The following is a 20,942-nucleotide window of genomic DNA, read 5'->3' as shown; positions in this document are numbered from 1 at the left end:
ACATGAGCCAAAAAATCAGAATCAAATTGAAATCTTACGATCACAACTTGGTAGACAAGTCTGCAGAGAAGATTGTTAAGACAGTAAAAGCTACTGGAGCTGTTGTGAGTGGTCCTATTCCACTTCCGACTCACCGAGGAATCTTTACTGTTAACCGCTCTACTTTCGTGAATAAGAAGAGCCGCGAGCAATTTTTGGTTTGCACGTTTAAGAGATTGATTGATATTTACAGCTCAACGGCTGGAACAATCGATGCCTTAATGAAGCTTGAGTTACCGAGTGGTGTTGAAGTAGAGATTAAAGTATGATAACGGCGAAAACCTATGTCGTTATTAGAGAATTAAAACCTAATTTTAAAAAAGAAAAAAAGAGATGCCAGGTTTAATTGGAAAAAAAGTCGGAATGACATCCGTATTCAGTGCCGAGGGGAAAAGTATCCCATGCACTGTGATTGAGGCCGGTCCATGTGTTGTAACCCAAATCAAAACAATGGAGACAGACGGTTACGAAGCACTTCAGTTGGGGTTTGACGATGCAAAGGAGAAAAACACGACGAAGCCGCTAAGTGGACATTTTAAGAAGGCAGGCACTACTCCTAAAAGAAAGCTTGTAGAGTTTTCCGGGTATGATGTCGAGTACAAGTTAGGAGACGTAATTGATGTAAACCTGTTCGAAGGAACAGATTTCGTTGATGTAATCGGGACCAGTAAAGGAAAAGGTTTCCAGGGCGTTGTGAAACGTCACGGTTTCGGTGGAGTTGGTCAGGCAACTCACGGTCAGCACAACCGGGCGAGAAAGCCGGGTTCTATCGGAGCTTGTTCTACTCCCGCACGCGTGTTCAAAGGCATGCGTATGGGCGGTCAAATGGGCGGTGATAGAGTGACGGTTCAGAACTTGAAGGTGTTGAAAGTGATACCTGAGAATAATTTGTTATTGGTGAAGGGGTCTATTCCCGGAGCTAAAGGTTCATACGTAATTATCGAGAAGTAATGGAGTTAAGTGTATTAAACATTGCCGGACAAGAGACAGGCAGGAAGATAGAGTTAAATGACGCTATCTTTGGAATTCAGCCTAATGAACACGCTATCTATCTTGATGTAAAGCAGTATTTGGCTAATAATCGTCAGGGAACTCATAAATCAAAGCAGAGAAATGAGATTTCAGGTAGTACCCGTAAGCTGAAAAAGCAAAAAGGTACCGGTGGCGCCAGAGCTGGTGGTATTAAGAACCCGTTGTTCAGAGGTGGTGGTAGAGTATTTGGTCCCGTTCCCAGAGATTACAGCTTTAAGCTGAATAAGAAACTGAAGAGATTGGCTCGTAGATCCGCTTTATCAGTAAAAGCAGGGGCGAATGCTGTGACTGTCGTTGAAGATTTTAACTTTGAGGTTCCGAAGACCAAGCAGATGATTCAATTGATGAATAATTTGAAGGTAAACGATCGGAACTTGTTGTTGATTTTGAATGAGAGTAACGAGAATATTATTTTGTCGGCTCGTAACTTGCAGAACGTGAGTGTAATGAGAGCTTGTGATTTGGCTACTTACGACATCATGAGAGCTAAAAATCTCGTGTTCGTTGAGAGTTCTGTACAGGGCCTAAATGAAGTGTTCAATCTTAACGAAGAGTAAAAGATGGAAATAATAAAGAAGCCCATATTGTCAGAAAAGATGACTGCTTTGACTGACAAGCAGAACAGAGTCGCTTTCGTTGTTGACAAGGCAGCGAACAAGTTTGAGATAAAAAAGGCAATTGAAAAAATGTACGGGGTTACCGTGAAAGAGGTAAACACCATGATTTATCAGGGAGATGTAAAATCTCGCTATACAAAAGCAGGTGTTATTTCCGGTAGGACCGCTTCATTTAAGAAAGCAATTGTGACTTTAGCAGAAGGTGATAGTATTGATTTTTTTAGCAATATTTAATTGAGATGGCTGTAAGAAAATTTAATCCTGTGACTCCTGGTCAAAGACATAAGGTAGGAATTACCTTTGATCAGGTGACTACAGATAGACCTGAGAAATCATTGTTAAGACCTATGAAAAAGACCGGTGGACGTAATAACTCCGGTAAGATGACAATGAGATATATAGGTGGAGGTCATAAACAAAGATACAGAGAGATAGATTTTAAGCGTGACAAGGATAATATTCCGGCGCGTGTAGCTACGATCGAGTATGATCCGAATCGTACCGCTCATATCGCTTTGTTAGTATATGCCGATGGAGAAAAACGTTATATTATAGCTCCCGCGGGCTTGCAGGTAGATCAGACCGTGATGAGCGGTGCTGGCGTGGCGCCCGAGGTAGGAAATTCGTTGTTCTTATCTGAGATCCCACTTGGTACAATTATTCATAACATCGAGTTAAGACCGCAACAGGGAGCCGTGATGGCCCGTAGTGCCGGTTCTTACGCTCAATTGGTTGCGAGGGAAGGAAAATATGCTTCAATTAAGTTGCCTTCCGGCGAGGTTCGTATGATTTTGTTGACCTGTCGCGCGACTGTGGGTACGGTATCCAATTCCGACCACGCGTTGGTGCGTTCAGGTAAAGCCGGTCGTACCCGTTGGTTAGGTCGCAGACCGCGTGTAAGGGGTGTTGTAATGAACCCGGTTGATCACCCGATGGGTGGTGGTGAAGGCCGCGCTTCAGGAGGACATCCTCGTTCAAGAAAAGGCTTGTTGGCTAAGGGATACAAGACCAGAGCGCCGAAGAAGCTTTCTAATAAGTATATTGTAGAAAGAAGAAAGAAATAACTGATTAATTATTGATGTTATGAGTCGTTCGTTAAAAAAAGGCCCTTTTATAGATTTCAAATTAGAGAGAAAAATTTTGGTAATGAATGAGACCAATAAGAAGTCAGTTATTAAGACTTGGGCTCGTTATTCCATGATCTCTCCGGACTTTGTAGGGCATACTATCGCTGTACATAACGGTAATAAATTTATTCCGGTATACGTGACTGAGAACATGGTAGGTCATAAGCTGGGTGAGTTTGCGCCGACACGTACATTTAGAGGCCATGCTGACAAGAAGAAAAAATAAAGCGTGGTTAAGTTGAACTAATGAAGATGTATTAAAATGGGTGCAAGAAAAAGATTAAGAGCAAATCAGAATAAAGAAGCCAGAAAAGAGAAGGCTTTTGCTATTCTTCGCGACTGTCCTACATCTCCTCGGAAAATGAGATTGGTAGCGGACTTGGTGCGTGGGGTAGAGGTACAGAAAGCTTTGGATATGCTTAAGTTTTGTCCGAAAGAAGCTGCTCGTAAAGTGGAGAAGCTCCTGCTTTCAGCAATTGCGAACTGGGAACAGAAAAACGAGGGAAAACGCGTGGACGATGCTTCCCTGTTTGTACAAGAGATTTTCGTTGACGGTGCTGGTATGTTGAAAAGATTAAGACCGGCTCCTCAAGGAAGAGCACATCGGATTCGTAAACGTTCAAATCACGTGACGATCGTGCTGGGAAGCAAGACAGCTGTTGAAAACATTACTAAAGAATAGTTAGCATGGGACAGAAAGTTAATCCAATAAGCAATAGATTAGGAATCATCAGAGGATGGGATTCTAACTGGTTCGGCGGTAAAAACTATGGTGATAAATTGGTGGAAGATTACAAAATCAGAAAGTATTTGAACGCCCGTCTCGCCAAAGCTGGAATCGCCAAGATTGTTATCGAGAGAACTCTGAAGCTGATCACGATTACCATTAACACCGCGCGTCCGGGTATCATCATCGGTAAAGGCGGTCAAGAAGTGGACAAATTGAAAGAGGAGCTGAAGAAGATCACAGATAAAGAAGTTCAAATTAATATCTTCGAGATCAAACGTCCAGAATTGGATGCGGTGATCGTGGGTAATAACATAGCTCGTCAGCTGGAGGGTCGTGTCGCTTACCGCAGAGCCATCAAGATGGCTATCGCTTCGACCATGAGAATGGGAGCGGAGGGTATCAAGATCCTGATTTCAGGTCGTTTGAACGGTGCGGAAATGGCAAGAGCCGAGATCTACAAGGAAGGTAGAATTCCATTACACACTTTCCGGGCAGATATTGATTACGCCCAGGCCGAAGCATTGACTACCTATGGCCAATTGGGTATCAAGGTTTGGATCTGTAAAGGAGAAGTTTACGGCAAGCGCGAGCTTGTTCCGAACTCATTGATTAGTGCCCCGAAAGATGGCGGTCGTCCGAACGCTGGAGCCGGCAAAAAGGGTGGATTCAAGAAAAGAAAAAAGTAGTCTTTTAACTTATAAATAGATTAGAGCTATGTTACAGCCAAAAAGGACTAAATACAGAAGATCGCAGAAAGGTAGAATGAAGGGGAATGCCCAGAGGGGACATGAACTGGCATTCGGATCTTTCGGAATTAAGGCGTTGGAAAGTACGTGGATCGAACAACGTCAGATTGAAGCAGCCCGTGTTGCAGTGACACGTTACATGCAGAGACAAGGTCAAATATGGATACGTATATTTCCAGATAAACCTATTACTAAAAAACCCGCTGAGGTTCGTATGGGTAAAGGTAAGGGATCTCCAGAAGGATTCGTTGCTCCTGTTACTCCAGGTCGTATTCTCTTTGAAGCAGACGGAGTGCCGTATGCGATAGCTAAGGAGGCTTTGCGTTTAGCAGCCCAGAAGCTACCCATCGCTACTAAGTTCGTGGTTAGACGTGATTATACGGAATAGTCGAGAGGCTATTTTAAGTTTCAAAACAAAAAATTGTTAGCGAGATGAAAAATTCAGAAATTAGAGAGTTAACCACCGAAGACCTGAAAGAGAGAATTTTGGCAGAGAGAACCAATCTGACTAAAATGACGATGAACCATGTTGTTTCTCCTTTGGAAAATCCGATGCAAATTCGGGCTGTCAGAAGAGATATCGCAAGAATGTTAACGGAATTGCGTAAGCGAGAATTAACGGTAAAGTAATAAAGTATGGAAAGAAATCTTAGAAAAGAGCGTGTCGGTCTTGTCGTAAGTAACAAGATGGAGAAATCTATCACTGTTGCCGTTCGCTTCAAAGAGAAACACCCGATTTACGGGAAGTTTGTCAGCAAGACCAAGAAATTCACTGCTCACGATGAAAAGAATGAATGTAACATCGGCGATACAGTGAGAATTATGGAAACTCGTCCCTTGAGTAAAACCAAGAGATGGAGATTAGTTGAAATCATTGAAAGAGCTAAGTAATCATGATACAACAGGAAAGTAGATTGACCGTAGCAGACAACAGCGGTGCCAAAGAAGTGCTTTGTATTCGCGTACTTGGAGGAACCAAGAAAAGATACGCGCGCGTGGGCGATAAAATCGTTGTTGCCGTGAAGAACGCACTCCCGAACGGTGAAGTAAAAAAAGGTTCAGTTAGTAAGGCAGTAGTAGTTCGTGTAAGCAAGGAATACAGACGTCCGGACGGATCTTACATCCGCTTTGACGACAACGCTTGCGTGTTGTTGAATAACGCGGGTGAAATGAGAGGAACCCGTATTTTCGGACCTGTAGCCAGAGAAGTTCGTGAAGGTTATACGAAAATTGTTTCGTTGGCCCCGGAAGTACTTTAATTATTTACGATTTATGATTTTAGATTTACGATTAGTAGTTAGTTGCTTTATCTGAAATCTAAAATCTGAAATCTAAAATTTTATAGGTGATGAATAGAAAATTTCATATAAAAAAAGGTGATTTAGTTCAGGTAAATGCCGGCGAAGATAAAGGAAAGCAGGGCAAGGTACTTGAAGTGGATCCGGGGAAAGAGAGAGCCATTGTTGAGGGAATCAATATGATCAGCAAGCATACGAAACCCAATGCCGCTCATCCGCAAGGTGGAATCGTGAAAAAAGAAGCTCCGATCCATATTTCAAACTTGAACGTGGTTGATCCTACTACCGGAAAACCGACGCGTGTCGGAAGAAAACGGGTAGAGGTGGAGATTGTAAAGGACGGAAAGAAAGTAACGAAGATGAGATCTGTTCGTTACGCGAAGAAATCCGGAACCGAATTGAAATAATTGTAGGGATTGCCGAGAGGCGATGTCCAGATTTGAAATTTTAATTTTTGGTTTACGATAAACGGAATGTTTGATCGTAAATCAAAAATTATAAATTAATTATGGATTTCTGATTTTAAATTATATCTTTGCAGCCTTGAAATTTTGCAGAATTTCGACCTGTGAAGTGTTAACGATAAAACGACGAATCGAAAATCATAAATATTTAGATGAATTACGTACCAAATTACAAAAAGAAGTATAACGAAGAAATTGTACCGGCTTTGATGAAAGAGTTCGGATACAAGTCAGTTATGCAAGCACCCAGATTGGAGAAGATAGTAATCAATCAGGGCGTAGGAGCATCCATTCAGGATAAGAAAATTCTTGAGTTTTCCGTGAACGAGTTAACGGCGATAACCGGTCAGAAACCGATTACTTGTAAGTCAACCAAGGATGTTTCTAATTTTAAATTGCGTAAAGGCATGCCGATCGGTGTGAGAGTGACTTTACGTAAAGAACGTATGTATGAATTTTTGGAAAGACTTATTGTTTCCGCCCTTCCGCGTATTCGCGATTTCAAAGGAATCAACAATAAGTTGGACGGAAGAGGAAACTATACTTTAGGAATAGAAGAGCAAATCATATTTCCGGAAATCGTGCTGGACAATGTCCACAAGATCATGGGTATGAATATCACGTTTGTAACTTCGGCTAATACCGACGAAGAGGGTTTTGCACTTCTAAGAGAGTTTGGATTACCATTTAAAAAGAATTAAAAGAAAAGCGAAATGGCAAAAGAATCAATGAAGGCCCGTGAGGTAAAGCGTGCAAAATTGGTAGAAAAGTACGCCGCAAAGCGAGCCAAATTAAAAGAGGAAGGAGACTACGTTGGATTGAGCCTTCTACCTAAGAACTCCAGTCGCGTTCGTTTGCATAACAGATGCAAGTTGACGGGAAGACCGAGAGGGTACATGAGACAATTTGGTATAAGCCGGATTCAGTTCCGGGAAATGGCTTCTGCCGGACTTATACCTGGAGTTAAGAAGGCTAGTTGGTAAATTTTAAAATTTAGAAGAGATGACAGATCCAATAGCAGATTTCCTTACGCGCATTAGAAATGCAGTAAGAGCTGGTCATAAGGTAGTAGATATCCCCGGATCTAAAATGAAACGGGAGATGACCAAAATTTTGAAAGAGAAAGGATATATCCTGAACTACAAGTTTGAGCAGGATGGCGTAAGAAGCAACATCAAGATTGCTTTGAAGTATCATCCGGAAACGAAGATGCCCGCCATTAAAGCATTGACACGTGTTTCAAAACCGGGTCTTAGACGTTATACCAACGTGGAGGAGATGCCGCAGGTATTGAACGGATTGGGAATCGCGATTTTATCTACTTCATTAGGAATAATGACGGATAAAGAGGCTCGCCAGAAAAATGTAGGCGGGGAAGTATTGTGTTATGTTTATTAATAGAAAGGGCTTAAGATGTCACGAATAGGAAAATTACCAATAGATATACCACAAGGGGTTACCGTAACGGTAAACCCGGACAACACGGTGATTGTTAAAGGTCCGAAAGGAGAGCTTTCTCAAAATGTAGGAACCGATATTACCGTGAACGTGGGAGAGAATCAGGTGACTTTGGAACGTCACACCGAAGATAAAAGTCATAAGGCTCAGCATGGTCTTTACCGTGCTTTGGTGCATAATATGGTTGTTGGTGTTTCAGAAGGGTACACGATTAAACAAGAGTTGGTCGGAGTCGGTTACCGTGCGAACGCCGAAGGTCAGGTACTTGAACTTGGATTAGGTTATTCACATGGAATATTCTTGGTGTTACCGAAAGAAGTTAAGGTGAGTGTACTTGCTGAAAAGCGGTCTAATCCGATTATTACATTGGAGAGTTGTGATAAGCAACTTATCGGTCAGGTTGCGGCGAAAATTCGTTCATTCCGCAAACCGGAGCCTTACAAGGGTAAAGGTATTAAATTTGTGGGTGAGGTTCTTCGTCGTAAGGCTGGTAAGTCGGCTAAAGTTTAATCACCTGTAAAAAAGTAATGTTATGGCTTTAACGAAGGTAGAAAGAAGAATAAGAATAAAAAGAAGAATACGTAAAGTAGTCTTCGGAACAGCAGAGAGACCCCGGATGACGGTTTTCCGTTCCAACGCGCAGATCTCTGTTCAGTTGATTGATGATAATGCCGCCAAGACATTAGCATCGGCCTCCTCTCTTTGTAAGGAGATTGCAGAGAAGAAAATCACCAAAATCGAACAGGCTCAACTTTTGGGTGCCATGATTGCCGAAAAAGCGAAAGCAGCCGGAATCGAGAACGTGGTGTTTGATAGAAACGGGTATTTATATCACGGAAGAGTAAAGGCATTAGCAGATGCTGCTCGTAACGGTGGTCTTAACTTTTAATCGTAAGCAAGAATGGAACAGAAGATAAATAATACGTCTGACTTGGAATTGAAAGACAGATTAGTTGCTATCAACCGTGTAACCAAGGTTACCAAAGGAGGTAGAACCTTTAGTTTCTCTGCTATTGTTGTAGTGGGTAATGAGAATGGTGTAGTTGGTTATGGATTAGGTAAGGCCAATGAAGTAACCACGGCTATCTCTAAAGGAATAGAGGCTGCTAAAAAGAATTTGGTAAAGGTTCCCGTGTATAAGGGAACGATTCCTCACGCGCAAGAGGCTAAATACGGCGGAGCCGAGGTGTTTATGCGTCCTGCTTCTTCCGGTACCGGTCTTGTGGCGGGAGGTGCTATGCGTGCCGTGCTGGAGAGTGCCGGAGTAAAAGATGTATTGGCTAAATGTAAAGGTTCTTCCAACCCGCATAACTTGGTCAAAGCTACTTTTGCCGCGTTGAAAGAGTTAAGAGACGCCCGAATGGTAGCTCGACAAAGAGGAGTCAATCTCGATAAAGTGTTTAACGGTTAATTTGAATGACGATGGCAAGGATTAAAATTACATTGGTAAAAAGTAAAATCGGCAGCGATAAACGTCAAGTTAGAACGTTAGATTCTCTGGGATTGGGGAAGATGAACAGTAGCGTGGAACATGAGGCTACTCCTCAAATCTTGGGTATGGTTGCGAAAGTAAAACATCTTCTCCGCGTGGAAGAGGTAAAGTGATTGTCAAACTATTTTAATGATAATAAAATGGATTTAAGTAACTTAAAACCGGCAGTCGGATCAACTCACAATACAAAGAGAATTGGTCGCGGACAAGGTTCGGGAAAAGGAGGTACTTCTACAAGAGGACATAAAGGTGCTAAATCAAGGTCCGGTTATAAAAACAAGATCGGTTTTGAGGGAGGACAGATGCCTTTGCAGAGACGTGTGCCTAAGTTTGGCTTTAAAAATATAAACAGAGTAGAATATAAAGCTATCAATGTTGGTATGCTTCAGGCTTTGGCAGAAAGGGATAATCTTACTGTGATCGATAGGGAATACTTGATCAAAGCTAATTTAATGTCTAAGAACGAACTTCTTAAGGTGTTAGGTGATGGAGTATTGACTGCCAAATTGGAAGTAAAAGCTGACAAGTTCTCGGAGAAAGCAAAAGCTGCCATCGAGGCTGCCGGCGGTACGGTAGTTGAATTGTAAGATTAAAAATTTGGGAGTTTAAAGTTGTTTTTAGAATAGATTTACTATTTTTGAAGCAACTTTAACAAAATCCCAGATTCAATGCCTTAAAAGGAAGAACTTATGAAGTTATTTGATACATTAAAGAACATTTGGAAAATCGAGGAACTCAAGACTAGAATTTTGACTACGCTTGGGCTCATTCTCGTTTATAGATTAGGAACTGAGGTGGTACTGCCGGGTATCGACCCTCACATGTTGAATGCGTTGAAGGCACAAACACAAAGTGGTGTTCTGGGATTATTGGATATGTTCTCTGGAGGAGCATTCTCTAATGCATCCGTTTTTGCATTGGGAATTATGCCGTATATCTCAGCGTCAATCGTCGTGCAATTATTGGGAATCGCTGTTCCTTATTTTCAACGTTTGCAAAAGGAAGGTGAGAGCGGTCGGCGTAAAATAAACCAGATTACCCGGTATTTGACCTTAGTTATCCTTGTTTTGCAAGGTTCAGCGTATCTTACCAACTTATATGCTCAAGTGCCTGCCGAGGCTTTTGTGTTAACAGGTGCTTTCTTTAAAATTTCGTCCATAGTTATTATGGCAGCGGGATCTATGTTCGTTCTGTGGTTAGGTGAAAGAATAACGGATAAAGGTATCGGTAATGGTGTTTCTATCATTATTATGATCGGTATTATCGCTCGTTTGCCCTTCGCTTTCTTTGCGGAGTTAACCTCTCGGGTGACGCAGCAAGGTGGCGGTTTGGTCGCTTTGTTAATCGAGTTGATACTTCTTTTCTTGGTATTCTGCGGAACGATTATGTTAGTACAAGGTACGCGCAAAGTGCCTGTACAGTATGCTAAACGTATCGTGGGTAATAAGCAATACGGTGGTGTACGTCAATATATTCCGTTGAAGATCAATGCTGCCGGAGTTATGCCTATCATTTTTGCTCAGGCAATTATGCTTTTGCCTATCTCTTTGATCAACTATGCGAATTCAGAGTCTTTATCCGGCTTTGCTTCGGCCATGTCCAATTTTACCGGTTTCTGGTATAATGGAGTATTCTTCGTGATGATCGTAGCGTTTACTTATTTTTACACGGCTATCACGGTGAATCCGATGCAGATGTCTGAAGATATGAAAAAGAACGGCGGTTTTATTCCTGGTGTGAAGCCGGGAAGGAAAACAATGGAGTTCCTTGATACGATTATGTCAAGAATCACTTTTCCCGGTTCTATATTTCTTGGGATTGTGGCTATTTTGCCTGCATTTGCTCAAATTTCCGGAGTAAATCATCAATTTGCGCAGTTCTATGGCGGTACATCCTTGCTGATTTTGGTCGGTGTCGTATTGGATACATTACAACAGATCGAATCTCATTTGTTGATGCGTCATTATGACGGGTTGATGAAATCGGGACGTATTAAAGGTAAGAATCCGGGTGGTCCTGCTGCTTATTAATTGAAAGTAAAGGAATAGGAAATTGAAAATGAAGAAGATTGTATATTAATTTTCCATTTTCAATTTTCCGTTTTCAATTAAAAAGTATTACTTTTGCGGCATGATTTTTTTTAAGACACAGGAGGAAATCGAGCTATTACGGGAAAGTAACCGTTTGGTTGGAAGGGCTTTAGGAGAGGTATCTAAATATATTCGTCCTGGAATTTCAACGTTGGAATTGGATAAGATTGCGGAAGATTGCATCCGTTCGAATGGTGGGGTCCCCGGCTTTCTTGGATATGGAGGGTTTCCTAATACGCTTTGTATATCGATAAATGATGAAGTTGTTCACGGAATACCGTCTTCTCGATGTCTAAAAGAGGGTGATATCGTTTCCGTCGATTGTGGGGTCGTAAAGAATGGATTTTATGGTGATAGTGCTTATTCTTTTGCCGTGGGAAAAGTCAGTGAAGAAGTGGCGAAACTTTTGAGGGTGACTCAGGAGTGTTTGTACAAGGGAATAGAGCAGGCAATATCTGGAATGCGTATAGGCGATATCGGGTATGCCGTACAATCTCACGCGGAAGCGAATGGTTTTACTGTCGTGAGAGAGTTAGTCGGACACGGGGTTGGCCGAAATTTGCATGAAGACCCCCAAGTGCCAAATTTTGGAAAAAGGGGACAGGGGTGTAAGTTGACGACGGGAATGGTTATAGCCATCGAACCGATGATAAATATGGGGAAACGTTATGTTTATCAGCTGTCCGATGGTTGGACGATTCGAACCAGAGATCATATGCCGTCAGCACATTTTGAGCATACCGTTGCGGTGGGTAAAGGAAGTGCTGATATTTTGTCGACGTTTGAGTATATATAGAAATTGTAAATTGTAAATTTTGGATTGTAAATTAGAAGATAAAGGGTTTAATTTAAGATCTAAAATCTAACATCTAAAATTAAATTATGGCGAAACAGCCTTCAATAGAGCAGGATGGAGTAATAACGGAAGCATTGTCAAATGCTATGTTTCGTGTTGAACTGGAAAACGGGCATATTATAACGGCCCATATCTCCGGGAAGATGCGGATGCACTATATAAAAATACTTCCGGGAGATAGGGTACGGGTGGACATGTCTCCGTATGATCTCACGAAAGGTAGGATAACATTCAGATATAAAAATTAAATTGTTGAACCATGAAGGTAAGAGCATCTGTAAAAAAGCGTAGTGCTGATTGCAAGATTGTCAGGAGAAAAGGCGTTTTGTACGTCATTTGCAAAAAGAACCCGAAGTTTAAACAACGTCAGGGTTGATTATTAATTTAAGTAAAAAGAGTAAAGAAATTTATGGCAAGAATCGTTGGTGTAGATTTACCCTCGAATAAAAGAGGAGAAATAGCTCTAACCTATATCTTCGGAATAGGTAGAAGTAGTGCCCGGACCATACTTGAAAAGGCGGGCATCGATTTTGACACTAAGGTGAAGGATTGGAATGACGATCAATTAGCTGCTGTACGTAAAGTCATCAATGGTGAGTACAAGGTAGAAGGAGAATTGAGAACTTCAGTCCAGATGAACATTAAACGACTGATGGACATCGGTTGTTATCGTGGAATCAGGCATCGTATCGGTCTTCCGGTCAGAGGACAAAGTACGAAGAATAATGCCCGTACGAGAAAGGGTAAGAAGAAAACTGTTGCGAATAAGAAAAAAGCAACTAAATAATTGAATTGAGATTGAATTATGGCAAAGAAGTCTACATCAAACAAGAAACGGCTAGTTAAAGTAGAAGCCGTGGGACAAGCGCACGTTCATTCGTCTTTTAATAACATCATTATTTCTTTGACCAATTCCAACGGTCAGGTGATCTCTTGGTCATCCGCGGGTAAGATGGGTTTTAGAGGATCGAAGAAAAACACTCCATACGCGGCTCAAACAGCAGCTACCGATTGCGGGAAGGTTGCTTTTGATCTGGGTATGAGAAAAGTGAAAGTTTACGTAAAAGGACCAGGTAATGGTCGTGAATCGGCTATTCGCGCTATCCACGCTTGTGGAATAGAAGTGGCTGAAATTATCGATGTTACCCCGCTTCCGCACAATGGATGTCGTCCTCCTAAAAGACGTAGAGTATAAGCGTGGAGCTTAATCTAAGAATTTTAAAATACAGAATAAAATGGCTAGATATACAGGACCTAAGTCTAAGATAGCAAGAAAATTTGGTGAGCCCATTTTCGGACCGGATAAAGCGTTGGAACGTAGAAACTATCCTCCTGGACAACACGGTTTGGCTCATCGTAGAAAGAAAATCTCCGAGTATGGAATACAGCTAAAGGAGAAACAAAAAGCAAAATATACTTATGGATTGTTGGAAAAGCAATTCCGTATTTTGTTTGAAAAAGCCGAGAGCAGTAAGGGTATTACCGGTGAGGTATTGCTTCAATTATTGGAGTGTCGTTTGGACAATGTCGTATACCGTTTAGGTATTGCTCCTACCCGCGCTGCTGCCCGTCAGTATGTATCGCACAGACATATCGTGGTTAACGGCAAGGTATGTAACATACCTTCTTGCCACGTACGCCCGGGAGATATCGTAGGTGTGAGAGAGAAATCCAAATCTTTGGAGGTGATCAATGAATCTTTAAGAGGTTCAAAGACCAGTAAGTATTCTTGGTTGGAGTGGGATGCTGCTTCTATGAGCGGTAAACTTCTCAACGTTCCGGAAAGAACGGACATTCCAGAGAACATCAAAGAGCAGTTAATCGTAGAATTATATTCTAAGTAGTAAAATAAAAATATATATGGCAATATTAGCTTTCCAGAAACCGGACAAAGTGATCATGCTTGAATCAACGGATAAATTCGGAAAATTCGAATTCCGTCCTTTGGAGCCTGGTTACGGTATCACTATTGGTAATCCACTACGCAGAATCTTGTTGTCTTCTTTGGAAGGCTATGCGATTACCGGTATTAAAATTCACGGTGTAGAACATGAATTCGCTACAATTCCCGGAGTTATCGAGGATGTAACCGAGATCATCTTGAATTTGAAACAGGTTCGGTTTAAAAGAAAAGTGGAGGACGTGGAGAATGAGAAGCTGACCGTTGTCGTTTCTGGACAAGAGACGTTTACTGCCGGTGATATGAACCAATTCCTGTCTGGATTTGAGATCTTGAATCCGGGACTTGTAATCTGCAATATGGACTCTTCGACCACCTTGGAAATGGAGATTACCATACAGAAAGGACGGGGATATGTTCCTTCTGCTGAAAACATGCCGGCGGAGGTTGAAATCGGATTTATTCCGATCGATGCTATATACACGCCTATCCGGAACGTAAAATACGAGATTGAGAATTATCGTGTAGAAGGAAAAACCGATTACGAACGTCTCCTTTTCGAGATTGAAACCGATGGTTCTATTAATCCGACAGATGCGTTGAAAGAGGCAGCAAAAATTCTAATTCATCACTTCATGTTATTCTCGGATGAAAAGATTACTCTGGAAACCGAAGATAAATATGGAAATGAAGAGTTTGATGAAGAGGTATTGCACATGCGTCAGTTGCTAAAGACAAAATTAGTGGACATGGATCTTTCTGTTCGTGCCTTGAATTGTTTGAAGTCAGCTGAGGTAGAGACTTTGGGTGAGTTGGTTCAATTCAATAAGAACGATTTGTTGAAGTTCAGAAACTTCGGAAAGAAATCTTTGACTGAATTGGAAGCTTTGCTTGAGAACAATAACCTCGAGTTCGGAATGGACGTTGCCAAGTATAAATTAGACAAAGAATAAGTAAAATGAGACATAAAAAGAAATTTAACCACTTAAGTAGAACGAGTGCTCACAGAAAAGCACTACTTTCTAATATGGCTTGTTCTTTGATTCTTCACAAGAGAATTAAAACGACAGTAGCTAAAGCTAAAGCCCTTAAGATGTATGTTGAGCCGCTTTTGACGAAGAGCAAGAACGATACGACTCACTCTCGCCGAATGACATTCTCCTACCTTCGTCAAAAAGAGGTAGTATCCGAATTATTCGGGGACGTGGCTCAGAAGATAGCTAATCGTCCGGGAGGTTATACCCGTATTTTGAAATTGGGTGCTAACCGTATCGGTGATAATTCTGAAATGTGTATTATCGAGTTAGTTGATTATAACACCACTTACACGGAGGTGAAGAAAGAAGAGGTGAAGAAAACAACCACTCGTCGTCGTAGAAGTACGACGAAAAAGGAAGAGGCTCCCAAAGCTGAGGTTGCCGTTGAGGCTCCTAAAGCGGAAGAAGCTCCTGCAGAAGAGACTCCGAAAGCCGAGTAGGTAAGTTTTTACTTCGAAATATAAAAGCCGCCTTTCATGGCGGCTTTTATATTTTTTCAGAACAGCAGGGCCATATGTACTTTCGAAAAAGAGATAGTGCAGGTCGAAGGAGACGTCTTTCTCGGGAATTTTCTTTGTTTGTTAGATTAGAAACAATTTGTAAGAAGTAATGCAGGTTATTTCTTTTGTTTTTCGTATCTTAGTATCCCTAATTTATTATGAACTTAAAAAGCACAAGAGATGTATATTACGGAAGTTGTAGGAAGAGAAATCTTAGATTCAAGAGGAAACCCCACGGTAGAAGTGGATGTTATGTTAGAATGTGGAGCTATGGGACGTGCTGCCGTGCCGTCCGGAGCCTCTACGGGAGAAAATGAAGCATTGGAATTGCGGGATGGAGATAAGAAACGTTACGGAGGGAAAGGCGTTACCAAGGCCGTAAATAACGTGAACACGGTGATTGCCGATGCTTTATTGGGCATGAGTGTACTGGATCAGGTGGAAATAGATCGTGTTTTGATCGAGTTAGACGGGACCCCGACTAAAAGTAATTTAGGTGCCAATGCATTGTTAGGAGTATCTTTAGCCTGTGCTAAAGCTGCTGCCAATGCTTTGGAGATGCCTTTGTATCGTTATTTGGGAGGAGTGAATGCTAAGGTTTTGCCTGTGCCGATGATGAATATTATTAACGGAGGTTCTCATTCGGATGCTCCGATTGCTTTTCAGGAGTTTATGATCCGTCCGGTTGGGGCAGGTTCTTTCCGGGAAGCATTGCGGATGGGAGCTGAAGTTTTCCATAGTTTGAAAAAAGTATTGCACGACCGGAACCTGAGTACGGCTGTTGGCGACGAAGGAGGTTTCGCTCCCGCTTTGAAAGGAACGGAAGATGCTCTGGAGTCTATTATTAGTGCTATTAAGGCCGCAGGTTATAAGCCGGGAGAAGATGTTATGATCGGTTTGGATTGTGCTTCTTCCGAGTTTTACAAAGACGGTATATATGATTATTCTAAATTTGAAGGATCTCAGGGCGCCAAGAGAAATTCAGAACAGCAAGCCGCTTATCTGGAGGAATTGATTACGAAATACCCGATTGATTCCATTGAGGATGGTATGAGTGAGAACGATTGGGACGGTTGGCAATTATTGACAAAACGTATAGGTGATCGTTGCCAATTGGTGGGGGATGACCTTTTCGTTACGAACGTACAATACTTGAAAAAAGGTATCGAATTGGGATGTGCTAATTCCATTCTTATCAAAGTAAACCAGATCGGAACATTGACAGAGACGTTGGATGCGATAGAAATGGCTCAACGTGCCGGGTACACGACAGTAACTTCTCATCGTTCAGGGGAGACTGAAGATGCTACGATTGCGGATATCGCCGTGGCAACGAATTCCGGTCAGATAAAAACGGGTTCTTTAAGTCGTTCCGATCGTATGGCCAAATACAATCAATTGCTTCGTATAGAAGAAGAGTTAGGAAATAACGCTAAATTCTACGGTCGTAAATTTAGTAAATAGGTATAATTTATACGCGAGAGAGCCGTTCGTCATATTTCGAACGGCTTTTATTTTGGATATTTCTATCGTTTATTTGCCGATAAAGATATTTTTTAACAAAACGGTCTTTTTAAAAGATTTTATTATAACTTTCGGGGATTTAATTTCTGAAATTTAAACAAAGAAGGTATGAAAAAATATGTGGCAGAGATGATTGGAACGATGGTTCTCGTCCTCATGGGGTGTGGCAGCGCTGTTATCGCCGGTAGTGAAATAGGTTTCCTGGGTATCGCTTTCGCGTTTGGTTTGTCTGTTTTGGCCATGGTATATACTATCGGGAGCATATCCGGGTGTCATATCAATCCTGCCATAACTTTAGGAGTGTGGTTATCCGGGAGGATGGGCGGTAGAGACGCGGGCATGTACATGTTGTTCCAGGTCATAGGGGCTTTTATAGGTTCCGCGATTCTTTATATCATCTCTTCCGAAATGGGGTTAGAAGGAACCGGGGCTAATGTATACGCGGACGGAGATGTTCTTCCCGCTTTTGTGGCGGAACTGGTATTTACCTTTATCTTTATTGTGATTGTACTTGGTTCTACCGGCAAGGGTGCTCCTGCGGGGTTTGCCGGTTTGGCAATCGGTTTGGCGTTGGTTTTGATTCATATTGTTTGTATCCCGGTGACGGGGACTTCCGTTAATCCTGCCAGAAGTATTGCTCCTGCTGTTTTTGCGGGAGGCGAAGCGTTGTCGCAACTTTGGCTGTTTATCGTCGCTCCTTTTTTGGGAGCTGTTTGTGCTGCCGGATTATGGAAATATTTGGGAAAAGCAGACGATTGATTTGGCGATTATGTGATTCGGAGATTTACGATTGCAGATAAAAACGATTCAGAGATTCGGAGATTGAACTTAATCCCTGAATCACGAAATTCTTATCGTTTCCAATCTACAATTAGGTATCTTGTGGATTTGTAAATGTTTACTCTTCTTCTATGTCGTTTCCCGTATTTTCTTTTTTAGGTTTTCCTTCCACGATCAATACGATTTCCCCCTTTGCTCCTGTTTCCGTGAAGTGTTCCAGCAGTTCCTTAAGGGTTCCCCGTTGAAAGTCTTCGTGTAATTTACTGATCTCTCTTGCAACGCATGCTTTTCGATCCTCTCCGAATAATTCGGCCATTTGTTCCAAAGCTTTGACGATACGGAAAGGGGATTCGTAAAATATCATTGTTCTTTCTTCCTCTGCCATCTGGGTTAATTTTTTCAATCGTCCCTTTTTTTGAGGCAAAAAGCCTTCAAAACAAAAGCGATCGCAGGGAAAACCTGAATTGACCAAGGCCGGAATCAAGGCCGTTGCTCCTGGCAGACACTCTGTTTCTATGCCTTGTTCCACACAGGTACGTACCAGTAAAAAGCCGGGATCGGAAATCCCCGGAGTTCCGGCATCGCTAATGAGAGCTATATCTTCTCCCCGTTGGATCCGTTCCGCTACTCTTTTCACTTGCTGGTGTTCGTTGAACTTGTGATGCGAGAGTAGTGGCGTGTTGATATCATAATGTTTTAAAAGTTTTGCAGAAGTTCGAGTATCTTCCGCCAAAATGACGGAAACCTCTTTTAAAAGTCTTAAAGCTCTTAGCGTGATATCTTCGAGATTACCCACGGGGGTAGGGATCAGGTAAAGTTTGGCCATATGAATATTTGTAAAATTAACCTCAATCGATTGAAAAACAAAAATAAGGTATTTATTTGAAAAGCGGTTGCGTAAAGACTAAAATGTATTAGTCGGATATTTCAAACGGAAGGTTATTTAGATGGATTTTAAGGTCGTTGTTCGCGTAAAGTATTGGTATTTACGTTTTTATGTTTTGTTTTTGGTGAAAATTGTCTGGGGATGGAAAAATATGCAAGGATTTTTTTGGTAGGAATGAAAATTGCCGTATATTTGCATCCGCTAAAGGCAAACGATGGTCCGTTCGTCTAGGGGCTAGGACGCAAGATTCTCATTCTTGTAACACGGGTTCGATTCCCGTACGGACTACAATTTTAGGATTATTATGATGGTCCGTTCGTCTAGGGGCTAGGACGCAAGATTTTCATTCTTGTAACACGGGTTCGATTCCCGTACGGACTACGAAAGTTGAATTAAATTTATTTGAAGAGATGGCAAATCATCAATCATCAGAGAAAAGAATAAGGCAGACTCAGAAAAGAAGATTGCACAATCGTTATTATGCAAAAACCGCGAGAAATGCTGTTAGAAAATTGCGTGCATTGAATGAAAAAGAAACTGCTATGGATTTGTTTCCGAAGGTTGTAGCTATGTTGGATAAATTAGCGAAAAAGAATATTATCCACAAAAATAAAGCTGCAAACTTGAAATCCAAGTTGGCTTTGCACGTGAATAAGCTATAATCTTCTATTTTGTTTTAAGATATTGAGGTAACGGATTTTCCGTTACCTTCATCTCTTTATTTGTCTGATCTTGAGATTTCCGTCTCAGGATTTTTTTTATTTCTTGAAATGGATTAACTTACCGTATCTAAAAATGATTGGGTATGGATGGTAAGTATATTCCGATATCTTCATGGGCAGAAGACGATAAACCTCGTGAGAAACTTTTATCTAAAGGGGTTTCGGCTCTTTCAACGAATGAACTGCTGGCGATTTTGCTGCGTTCCGGGAGCGACGGGGAATCTGCATTGGATTTGGCACGCAGGATCCTTTCAGACCATAATAATGATTTGAATGTTGTTGCCCGGCTTGGCGTTCGTGATTTTATGAATATTTATAAAGGGATAGGTGTTGCTAAAGCGGCTTCTGTAATTGCGGCTTTCGAGCTTGGTCGAAGAAGAGGGCTTGTCGGAAAAACCGATGTGATGACACTTGTTTCCAGCCGGGATATTTACGAGTTGCTTCAGCCTCGTATAGGCGATTTGGATCATGAAGAGTTTTGGGTTATTTTTCTGAATACAGGTTGTAGAGTGAAATCTTGCGAACGTTTGTTTTCCGGGGGAATGGAAGGAACACTTGTCGACATGCGCATACTTTTTCGTAAAGCATTGGAGATGAAGGCCCGTTCTTTTGTCATTGCTCATAATCACCCGAGCGGAAATATAGAACCGAGTAATCAGGATATAGAGTTAACCCGGAAGATTCGAAAAGCGGGAGATACGTTAGATATAATTTTATTGGACCATTTGGTTATTACTTCTCATGGTTTTTATAGTTTTGCGGATTGCGGTATCTTGTAAATGAGAGGCTGAAACGGAGGTTTTGGTAAGATTATTGTATGATCCGGGACAAAAAAGAGGTCGGTATTTATTTGTCTGTCAATGAGCAAATCTCTACCTTTGTGGCTGACAGTCGTGCCATGTTGGCATTTCGTGGTATTGTCAATGTGGCATACCCTGTTATTGGCAAAGATTTTGTTTATTAATAAGAATCACAAGAATAGAACTAAAAAAATATAGATATGTCGGAAGAGAAGAAAAGAAAACAGGAAGAGGAGTTGATTGGGGCTCAACATGCATCAGAATCAAAAGGTGAGGGACATGAAGAATCTTCAAAAAAGAAGGATAAGTCTTGTAAAAAGGAGGAAAAACAATTGGAGGAGATGGGACAGAAACTGATGGAGATGAATGATAAATATCTTCGTTTGTCCGCGGAGTTCGATAATTACCGCAAGAGGACTTTAAAAGAGAGAATGGAACTGATGAAAACGGCCGGGGAGCAGGTGTTAACAGGAATATTACCCGTGGTCGATAATTTCGAGAGGGCTTTGGCAAGCATGGAGAAGGCCACGGATGTTCGTGCTTTAAAAGAGGGGGTTGATTTGATTTATGCTAATTTTAAGGATTTTCTGATGCGAAATGGCGTGAAGGTGATTGAGACAGAAAATGTGGATTTCAACACGGATTTGCACGAGGCTGTGACCACTATTCCCGCACCTACGGAGGAGCAAAAAGGTAAGGTCATCGATTGTATCGAAAAGGGATATACGTTGAACGATAAGGTAATTCGTTTTGCGAAGGTTGTTGTTGGAGAATAATTGATTTTAGATTGTAAATTGTAAATTTATAGTGATTTACGGTGTGTGCTAAATCTAAAATTTAAATC

At 41.5% G+C, this 20,942-nt stretch carries 37 protein-coding genes and 2 tRNA genes; 38 read left to right on the top strand and 1 reads right to left on the bottom strand.

Annotated features, from left to right (window positions below; genetic code table 11):
- The first annotated feature begins 2 nt into the window (after positions 1-2).
- The 32 genes from rpsJ (at position 3) to NVS78_RS01700 (ending at position 17,669) form a co-directional block, all read left to right on the top strand.
- Complete coding sequence (rpsJ, locus tag NVS78_RS01855; RefSeq protein WP_041503076.1) at positions 3-308, top strand: 30S ribosomal protein S10; 306 nt, start codon at positions 3-5, stop codon at positions 306-308.
- A gap of 64 nt (positions 309-372) precedes the next feature.
- On the top strand, positions 373-990 hold the full coding sequence (gene rplC, locus NVS78_RS01850; RefSeq protein ID WP_286357663.1) for a 50S ribosomal protein L3: 618 nt from the start codon (positions 373-375) through the stop codon (positions 988-990).
- Positions 990-1,628 carry a 50S ribosomal protein L4 gene (rplD, locus tag NVS78_RS01845; protein ID WP_286357662.1) on the top strand — a complete coding sequence of 213 codons (639 nt, stop codon included), beginning with the start codon at positions 990-992 and terminating at the stop codon, positions 1,626-1,628. Before rplC ends, rplD begins: the two co-directional genes overlap by 1 nt.
- A 3-nt stretch (positions 1,629-1,631) precedes the next feature.
- Positions 1,632-1,922 carry a 50S ribosomal protein L23 gene (rplW, locus tag NVS78_RS01840; protein ID WP_041503073.1) on the top strand — a complete coding sequence of 97 codons (291 nt, stop codon included), beginning with the start codon at positions 1,632-1,634 and terminating at the stop codon, positions 1,920-1,922.
- A 5-nt stretch (positions 1,923-1,927) separates the two neighbouring features.
- A complete protein-coding gene (rplB, locus tag NVS78_RS01835) occupies positions 1,928-2,752 on the top strand; it encodes a 50S ribosomal protein L2 (protein WP_286357661.1) in 825 nt (274 codons plus the stop codon).
- Between the two features lie 19 nt (positions 2,753-2,771).
- Positions 2,772-3,041 (top strand): 30S ribosomal protein S19, encoded by a 270-nt coding sequence (gene rpsS / locus NVS78_RS01830; protein WP_041503071.1) that lies wholly within the window; start codon positions 2,772-2,774, stop codon positions 3,039-3,041.
- Positions 3,042-3,077: 36 nt separating this feature from the next.
- Positions 3,078-3,497 (top strand): 50S ribosomal protein L22, encoded by a 420-nt coding sequence (rplV, locus tag NVS78_RS01825; protein WP_286357660.1) that lies wholly within the window; start codon positions 3,078-3,080, stop codon positions 3,495-3,497.
- Between the two features lie 5 nt (positions 3,498-3,502).
- Positions 3,503-4,231, top strand: a complete 729-nt coding sequence (gene rpsC / locus NVS78_RS01820) for a 30S ribosomal protein S3 (protein ID WP_041503069.1) — start codon at positions 3,503-3,505, stop codon at positions 4,229-4,231.
- A gap of 28 nt (positions 4,232-4,259) precedes the next feature.
- On the top strand, positions 4,260-4,679 hold the full coding sequence (gene rplP / locus NVS78_RS01815; protein ID WP_041503068.1) for a 50S ribosomal protein L16: 420 nt from the start codon (positions 4,260-4,262) through the stop codon (positions 4,677-4,679).
- 44 nt (positions 4,680-4,723) lie between these two features.
- Positions 4,724-4,921, top strand: coding sequence for a 50S ribosomal protein L29 (gene rpmC, locus NVS78_RS01810; protein WP_041503067.1), 198 nt, complete (start codon positions 4,724-4,726; stop codon positions 4,919-4,921).
- A gap of 6 nt (positions 4,922-4,927) precedes the next feature.
- The gene (gene rpsQ, locus NVS78_RS01805; protein WP_041503066.1) at positions 4,928-5,182 is read left to right on the top strand and encodes a 30S ribosomal protein S17; all 255 of its coding nucleotides are present in this window, start codon (positions 4,928-4,930) and stop codon (positions 5,180-5,182) included.
- A gap of 2 nt (positions 5,183-5,184) precedes the next feature.
- On the top strand, positions 5,185-5,550 hold the full coding sequence (rplN, locus tag NVS78_RS01800; protein WP_041503065.1) for a 50S ribosomal protein L14: 366 nt from the start codon (positions 5,185-5,187) through the stop codon (positions 5,548-5,550).
- Positions 5,551-5,639: 89 nt separating this feature from the next.
- Positions 5,640-5,996 (top strand): 50S ribosomal protein L24, encoded by a 357-nt coding sequence (gene rplX / locus NVS78_RS01795; protein WP_041503064.1) that lies wholly within the window; start codon positions 5,640-5,642, stop codon positions 5,994-5,996.
- Positions 5,997-6,205: 209 nt separating this feature from the next.
- Positions 6,206-6,754, top strand: a complete 549-nt coding sequence (rplE, locus tag NVS78_RS01790) for a 50S ribosomal protein L5 (RefSeq protein ID WP_286357659.1) — start codon at positions 6,206-6,208, stop codon at positions 6,752-6,754.
- A 12-nt stretch (positions 6,755-6,766) separates the two neighbouring features.
- Positions 6,767-7,036, top strand: a complete 270-nt coding sequence (gene rpsN, locus NVS78_RS01785; protein WP_018337673.1) for a 30S ribosomal protein S14 — start codon at positions 6,767-6,769, stop codon at positions 7,034-7,036.
- Between the two features lie 19 nt (positions 7,037-7,055).
- The gene (gene rpsH, locus NVS78_RS01780; RefSeq protein WP_041503062.1) at positions 7,056-7,451 is read left to right on the top strand and encodes a 30S ribosomal protein S8; all 396 of its coding nucleotides are present in this window, start codon (positions 7,056-7,058) and stop codon (positions 7,449-7,451) included.
- 15 nt (positions 7,452-7,466) lie between these two features.
- The gene (gene rplF / locus NVS78_RS01775) at positions 7,467-8,021 is read left to right on the top strand and encodes a 50S ribosomal protein L6 (protein ID WP_041503061.1); all 555 of its coding nucleotides are present in this window, start codon (positions 7,467-7,469) and stop codon (positions 8,019-8,021) included.
- A 22-nt stretch (positions 8,022-8,043) separates the two neighbouring features.
- Complete coding sequence (gene rplR, locus NVS78_RS01770) at positions 8,044-8,400, top strand: 50S ribosomal protein L18 (protein WP_286357658.1); 357 nt, start codon at positions 8,044-8,046, stop codon at positions 8,398-8,400.
- A gap of 12 nt (positions 8,401-8,412) precedes the next feature.
- Positions 8,413-8,922, top strand: coding sequence for a 30S ribosomal protein S5 (gene rpsE, locus NVS78_RS01765; protein WP_286357657.1), 510 nt, complete (start codon positions 8,413-8,415; stop codon positions 8,920-8,922).
- Between the two features lie 11 nt (positions 8,923-8,933).
- Positions 8,934-9,116, top strand: a complete 183-nt coding sequence (gene rpmD / locus NVS78_RS01760; protein ID WP_041503058.1) for a 50S ribosomal protein L30 — start codon at positions 8,934-8,936, stop codon at positions 9,114-9,116.
- 27 nt (positions 9,117-9,143) lie between these two features.
- Positions 9,144-9,590, top strand: coding sequence for a 50S ribosomal protein L15 (rplO, locus tag NVS78_RS01755; RefSeq protein WP_041503456.1), 447 nt, complete (start codon positions 9,144-9,146; stop codon positions 9,588-9,590).
- A gap of 102 nt (positions 9,591-9,692) precedes the next feature.
- Positions 9,693-11,033 carry a preprotein translocase subunit SecY gene (gene secY, locus NVS78_RS01750; protein WP_286357656.1) on the top strand — a complete coding sequence of 447 codons (1,341 nt, stop codon included), beginning with the start codon at positions 9,693-9,695 and terminating at the stop codon, positions 11,031-11,033.
- Positions 11,034-11,133: 100 nt separating this feature from the next.
- Entirely contained in the window at positions 11,134-11,889 is a 756-nt protein-coding gene (map, locus tag NVS78_RS01745) for a type I methionyl aminopeptidase (RefSeq protein WP_286357655.1), read from the top strand.
- Between the two features lie 86 nt (positions 11,890-11,975).
- Positions 11,976-12,197, top strand: a complete 222-nt coding sequence (infA, locus tag NVS78_RS01740; RefSeq protein WP_009137817.1) for a translation initiation factor IF-1 — start codon at positions 11,976-11,978, stop codon at positions 12,195-12,197.
- Positions 12,198-12,208: 11 nt separating this feature from the next.
- Positions 12,209-12,325 carry a type B 50S ribosomal protein L36 gene (gene ykgO, locus NVS78_RS01735; RefSeq protein ID WP_072025884.1) on the top strand — a complete coding sequence of 39 codons (117 nt, stop codon included), beginning with the start codon at positions 12,209-12,211 and terminating at the stop codon, positions 12,323-12,325.
- Positions 12,326-12,358: 33 nt separating this feature from the next.
- Positions 12,359-12,736, top strand: a complete 378-nt coding sequence (rpsM, locus tag NVS78_RS01730) for a 30S ribosomal protein S13 (protein ID WP_041503055.1) — start codon at positions 12,359-12,361, stop codon at positions 12,734-12,736.
- An 18-nt stretch (positions 12,737-12,754) separates the two neighbouring features.
- Positions 12,755-13,144, top strand: coding sequence for a 30S ribosomal protein S11 (rpsK, locus tag NVS78_RS01725; RefSeq protein ID WP_041503054.1), 390 nt, complete (start codon positions 12,755-12,757; stop codon positions 13,142-13,144).
- Between the two features lie 40 nt (positions 13,145-13,184).
- The gene (gene rpsD / locus NVS78_RS01720) at positions 13,185-13,793 is read left to right on the top strand and encodes a 30S ribosomal protein S4 (RefSeq protein ID WP_286357654.1); all 609 of its coding nucleotides are present in this window, start codon (positions 13,185-13,187) and stop codon (positions 13,791-13,793) included.
- Positions 13,794-13,809: 16 nt separating this feature from the next.
- Entirely contained in the window at positions 13,810-14,802 is a 993-nt protein-coding gene (locus NVS78_RS01715) for a DNA-directed RNA polymerase subunit alpha (protein WP_041503052.1), read from the top strand.
- 5 nt (positions 14,803-14,807) lie between these two features.
- Positions 14,808-15,326 (top strand): 50S ribosomal protein L17, encoded by a 519-nt coding sequence (rplQ, locus tag NVS78_RS01710; protein WP_041503051.1) that lies wholly within the window; start codon positions 14,808-14,810, stop codon positions 15,324-15,326.
- A gap of 240 nt (positions 15,327-15,566) precedes the next feature.
- Positions 15,567-16,850 carry a phosphopyruvate hydratase gene (gene eno, locus NVS78_RS01705; protein ID WP_286357653.1) on the top strand — a complete coding sequence of 428 codons (1,284 nt, stop codon included), beginning with the start codon at positions 15,567-15,569 and terminating at the stop codon, positions 16,848-16,850.
- A gap of 168 nt (positions 16,851-17,018) precedes the next feature.
- Positions 17,019-17,669 carry an aquaporin gene (locus NVS78_RS01700; protein WP_286357652.1) on the top strand — a complete coding sequence of 217 codons (651 nt, stop codon included), beginning with the start codon at positions 17,019-17,021 and terminating at the stop codon, positions 17,667-17,669.
- A 139-nt stretch (positions 17,670-17,808) separates the two neighbouring features.
- On the opposite strand, the gene rsmI is transcribed toward NVS78_RS01700, so the two are convergent.
- Positions 17,809-18,516 (bottom strand): 16S rRNA (cytidine(1402)-2'-O)-methyltransferase, encoded by a 708-nt coding sequence (gene rsmI / locus NVS78_RS01695; RefSeq protein WP_286357651.1) that lies wholly within the window; start codon positions 18,514-18,516, stop codon positions 17,809-17,811.
- A 276-nt stretch (positions 18,517-18,792) separates the two neighbouring features.
- On the opposite strand from rsmI, the gene NVS78_RS01690 reads away from it, so the two are divergent.
- The 6 genes from NVS78_RS01690 to NVS78_RS01665 all read left to right on the top strand — a co-directional run bounded on the left by NVS78_RS01690 (position 18,793) and on the right by NVS78_RS01665 (position 20,874).
- Positions 18,793-18,864, top strand: a tRNA-Glu gene (locus tag NVS78_RS01690).
- Between the two features lie 21 nt (positions 18,865-18,885).
- Positions 18,886-18,957: transfer RNA gene (locus NVS78_RS01685), tRNA-Glu, on the top strand.
- A gap of 29 nt (positions 18,958-18,986) precedes the next feature.
- The gene (gene rpsT, locus NVS78_RS01680) at positions 18,987-19,238 is read left to right on the top strand and encodes a 30S ribosomal protein S20 (RefSeq protein WP_059026721.1); all 252 of its coding nucleotides are present in this window, start codon (positions 18,987-18,989) and stop codon (positions 19,236-19,238) included.
- 143 nt (positions 19,239-19,381) lie between these two features.
- Entirely contained in the window at positions 19,382-20,077 is a 696-nt protein-coding gene (radC, locus tag NVS78_RS01675) for a RadC family protein (RefSeq protein WP_286357650.1), read from the top strand.
- A gap of 38 nt (positions 20,078-20,115) precedes the next feature.
- A complete protein-coding gene (locus tag NVS78_RS01670) occupies positions 20,116-20,262 on the top strand; it encodes a hypothetical protein (RefSeq protein ID WP_286357649.1) in 147 nt (48 codons plus the stop codon).
- Between the two features lie 36 nt (positions 20,263-20,298).
- On the top strand, positions 20,299-20,874 hold the full coding sequence (locus NVS78_RS01665) for a nucleotide exchange factor GrpE (protein WP_286357648.1): 576 nt from the start codon (positions 20,299-20,301) through the stop codon (positions 20,872-20,874).
- Positions 20,875-20,942: the final 68 nt, after the last annotated feature.

The organism is Gabonibacter chumensis (assembly GCF_024741215.1).
Classification (GTDB): Bacteria; Bacteroidota; Bacteroidia; order Bacteroidales; family Marinifilaceae; genus Gabonibacter; species Gabonibacter massiliensis.
The sequence above is the reverse complement of the archived record's forward strand: the minus strand, read 5'-3'. Positions and strand labels throughout refer to the sequence as shown.

What these genes read in the sequence shown, in the direction of transcription:
- rpsJ (WP_041503076.1), top strand. Translation starts at nt 3, where the DNA reads ATGAGCCAAAAAATCAGAATCAAATTGAAATCTTACGATCACAACTTG.
- rplC (WP_286357663.1), top strand. Translation starts at nt 373, where the DNA reads ATGCCAGGTTTAATTGGAAAAAAAGTCGGAATGACATCCGTATTCAGT.
- rplD (WP_286357662.1), top strand. Translation starts at nt 990, where the DNA reads ATGGAGTTAAGTGTATTAAACATTGCCGGACAAGAGACAGGCAGGAAG.
- rplW (WP_041503073.1), top strand. Translation starts at nt 1,632, where the DNA reads ATGGAAATAATAAAGAAGCCCATATTGTCAGAAAAGATGACTGCTTTG.
- rplB (WP_286357661.1), top strand. Translation starts at nt 1,928, where the DNA reads ATGGCTGTAAGAAAATTTAATCCTGTGACTCCTGGTCAAAGACATAAG.
- rpsS (WP_041503071.1), top strand. Translation starts at nt 2,772, where the DNA reads ATGAGTCGTTCGTTAAAAAAAGGCCCTTTTATAGATTTCAAATTAGAG.
- rplV (WP_286357660.1), top strand. Translation starts at nt 3,078, where the DNA reads ATGGGTGCAAGAAAAAGATTAAGAGCAAATCAGAATAAAGAAGCCAGA.
- rpsC (WP_041503069.1), top strand. Translation starts at nt 3,503, where the DNA reads ATGGGACAGAAAGTTAATCCAATAAGCAATAGATTAGGAATCATCAGA.
- rplP (WP_041503068.1), top strand. Translation starts at nt 4,260, where the DNA reads ATGTTACAGCCAAAAAGGACTAAATACAGAAGATCGCAGAAAGGTAGA.
- rpmC (WP_041503067.1), top strand. Translation starts at nt 4,724, where the DNA reads ATGAAAAATTCAGAAATTAGAGAGTTAACCACCGAAGACCTGAAAGAG.
- rpsQ (WP_041503066.1), top strand. Translation starts at nt 4,928, where the DNA reads ATGGAAAGAAATCTTAGAAAAGAGCGTGTCGGTCTTGTCGTAAGTAAC.
- rplN (WP_041503065.1), top strand. Translation starts at nt 5,185, where the DNA reads ATGATACAACAGGAAAGTAGATTGACCGTAGCAGACAACAGCGGTGCC.
- rplX (WP_041503064.1), top strand. Translation starts at nt 5,640, where the DNA reads ATGAATAGAAAATTTCATATAAAAAAAGGTGATTTAGTTCAGGTAAAT.
- rplE (WP_286357659.1), top strand. Translation starts at nt 6,206, where the DNA reads ATGAATTACGTACCAAATTACAAAAAGAAGTATAACGAAGAAATTGTA.
- rpsN (WP_018337673.1), top strand. Translation starts at nt 6,767, where the DNA reads ATGGCAAAAGAATCAATGAAGGCCCGTGAGGTAAAGCGTGCAAAATTG.
- rpsH (WP_041503062.1), top strand. Translation starts at nt 7,056, where the DNA reads ATGACAGATCCAATAGCAGATTTCCTTACGCGCATTAGAAATGCAGTA.
- rplF (WP_041503061.1), top strand. Translation starts at nt 7,467, where the DNA reads ATGTCACGAATAGGAAAATTACCAATAGATATACCACAAGGGGTTACC.
- rplR (WP_286357658.1), top strand. Translation starts at nt 8,044, where the DNA reads ATGGCTTTAACGAAGGTAGAAAGAAGAATAAGAATAAAAAGAAGAATA.
- rpsE (WP_286357657.1), top strand. Translation starts at nt 8,413, where the DNA reads ATGGAACAGAAGATAAATAATACGTCTGACTTGGAATTGAAAGACAGA.
- rpmD (WP_041503058.1), top strand. Translation starts at nt 8,934, where the DNA reads ATGGCAAGGATTAAAATTACATTGGTAAAAAGTAAAATCGGCAGCGAT.
- rplO (WP_041503456.1), top strand. Translation starts at nt 9,144, where the DNA reads ATGGATTTAAGTAACTTAAAACCGGCAGTCGGATCAACTCACAATACA.
- secY (WP_286357656.1), top strand. Translation starts at nt 9,693, where the DNA reads ATGAAGTTATTTGATACATTAAAGAACATTTGGAAAATCGAGGAACTC.
- map (WP_286357655.1), top strand. Translation starts at nt 11,134, where the DNA reads ATGATTTTTTTTAAGACACAGGAGGAAATCGAGCTATTACGGGAAAGT.
- infA (WP_009137817.1), top strand. Translation starts at nt 11,976, where the DNA reads ATGGCGAAACAGCCTTCAATAGAGCAGGATGGAGTAATAACGGAAGCA.
- ykgO (WP_072025884.1), top strand. Translation starts at nt 12,209, where the DNA reads ATGAAGGTAAGAGCATCTGTAAAAAAGCGTAGTGCTGATTGCAAGATT.
- rpsM (WP_041503055.1), top strand. Translation starts at nt 12,359, where the DNA reads ATGGCAAGAATCGTTGGTGTAGATTTACCCTCGAATAAAAGAGGAGAA.
- rpsK (WP_041503054.1), top strand. Translation starts at nt 12,755, where the DNA reads ATGGCAAAGAAGTCTACATCAAACAAGAAACGGCTAGTTAAAGTAGAA.
- rpsD (WP_286357654.1), top strand. Translation starts at nt 13,185, where the DNA reads ATGGCTAGATATACAGGACCTAAGTCTAAGATAGCAAGAAAATTTGGT.
- NVS78_RS01715 (WP_041503052.1), top strand. Translation starts at nt 13,810, where the DNA reads ATGGCAATATTAGCTTTCCAGAAACCGGACAAAGTGATCATGCTTGAA.
- rplQ (WP_041503051.1), top strand. Translation starts at nt 14,808, where the DNA reads ATGAGACATAAAAAGAAATTTAACCACTTAAGTAGAACGAGTGCTCAC.
- eno (WP_286357653.1), top strand. Translation starts at nt 15,567, where the DNA reads ATGTATATTACGGAAGTTGTAGGAAGAGAAATCTTAGATTCAAGAGGA.
- NVS78_RS01700 (WP_286357652.1), top strand. Translation starts at nt 17,019, where the DNA reads ATGAAAAAATATGTGGCAGAGATGATTGGAACGATGGTTCTCGTCCTC.
- rsmI (WP_286357651.1), bottom strand. Translation starts at nt 18,516, where the DNA reads ATGGCCAAACTTTACCTGATCCCTACCCCCGTGGGTAATCTCGAAGAT.
- rpsT (WP_059026721.1), top strand. Translation starts at nt 18,987, where the DNA reads ATGGCAAATCATCAATCATCAGAGAAAAGAATAAGGCAGACTCAGAAA.
- radC (WP_286357650.1), top strand. Translation starts at nt 19,382, where the DNA reads ATGGATGGTAAGTATATTCCGATATCTTCATGGGCAGAAGACGATAAA.
- NVS78_RS01670 (WP_286357649.1), top strand. Translation starts at nt 20,116, where the DNA reads ATGATCCGGGACAAAAAAGAGGTCGGTATTTATTTGTCTGTCAATGAG.
- NVS78_RS01665 (WP_286357648.1), top strand. Translation starts at nt 20,299, where the DNA reads ATGTCGGAAGAGAAGAAAAGAAAACAGGAAGAGGAGTTGATTGGGGCT.